The following is a 244-nucleotide window of genomic DNA, read 5'->3' on the forward strand; positions in this document are numbered from 1 at the left end:
GTTCTCGGGCAACCCATATCCTGACTGTATGTGGGTGATGCGGGCCATGAACTCGCGGTCTTGGACCCGGCCCTCACGAAATTCACGCACAAACAGCCAATCACGAACCTGAAAATTGCGGTCGTTGACTCGCACCTCCGCTTTCTTGGACCCGGACCACGCGTCTTAAAATGGACTAGGGTCCGATTTAAGATCGTGGACCTCGGGCCGTCGCTCACTGGTAATTCATTTCTAACAAGTTAGG

The 244-nt window shown here is 53.7% G+C and carries 1 pseudogene; it reads right to left on the bottom strand.

From position 1 onward, the window contains the following. Nucleotides 1-147 (bottom strand): annotated as a pseudogene (locus tag AC1RPR_RS09005) (DUF3850 domain-containing protein); the annotation flags it as partial. Nucleotides 148-244: the final 97 nt, after the last annotated feature.

It is taken from the genome of Dellaglioa sp. CoH-57-MRSF-22 (assembly GCF_056781895.1).